This window comes from Duganella aquatilis, from assembly GCF_009674565.1.
Lineage (GTDB): Bacteria > Pseudomonadota > Gammaproteobacteria > Burkholderiales > Burkholderiaceae_D > Rugamonas > Rugamonas aquatilis.
Genome location: NZ_WKJL01000087.1, coordinates 1 through 255, shown reverse-complemented (window position 1 = coordinate 255; position 255 = coordinate 1). Strand labels below are relative to the sequence as shown.

Here is a 255-nt window from a genome sequence, read left to right as displayed (position 1 = left end):
CGTAGAGTCGTTTCACGGTCCTGTTCGGGATGGGAAGGGGTGGGACCGACTTACTATGGTCATCAAGCTTTGACTTGTATGCTCTGCAGCCACCAATCGGGCTGCACAGCGAATCTGGGAGAAGTAAGGTTTTGGGTAGCACTCACCATCATAGTAAATGCGCATAACCGTCAAGGTTATAGGGACAAGCCGTACGGGCAATTAGTATCAGTTAGCTTAATGCATTACTGCACTTCCACACCTGACCTATCAACG

At 49.4% G+C, this 255-nt stretch carries 2 rRNA genes; both read right to left on the bottom strand.

The features are described 5' to 3' along the window. Positions 1–67, bottom strand: a 5S ribosomal RNA gene (gene rrf / locus GJ698_RS30380); the annotation flags it as partial. A gap of 113 nt (positions 68–180) precedes the next feature. After that, positions 181–255: ribosomal RNA gene (locus GJ698_RS30375) — 23S ribosomal RNA — on the bottom strand; the annotation flags it as partial.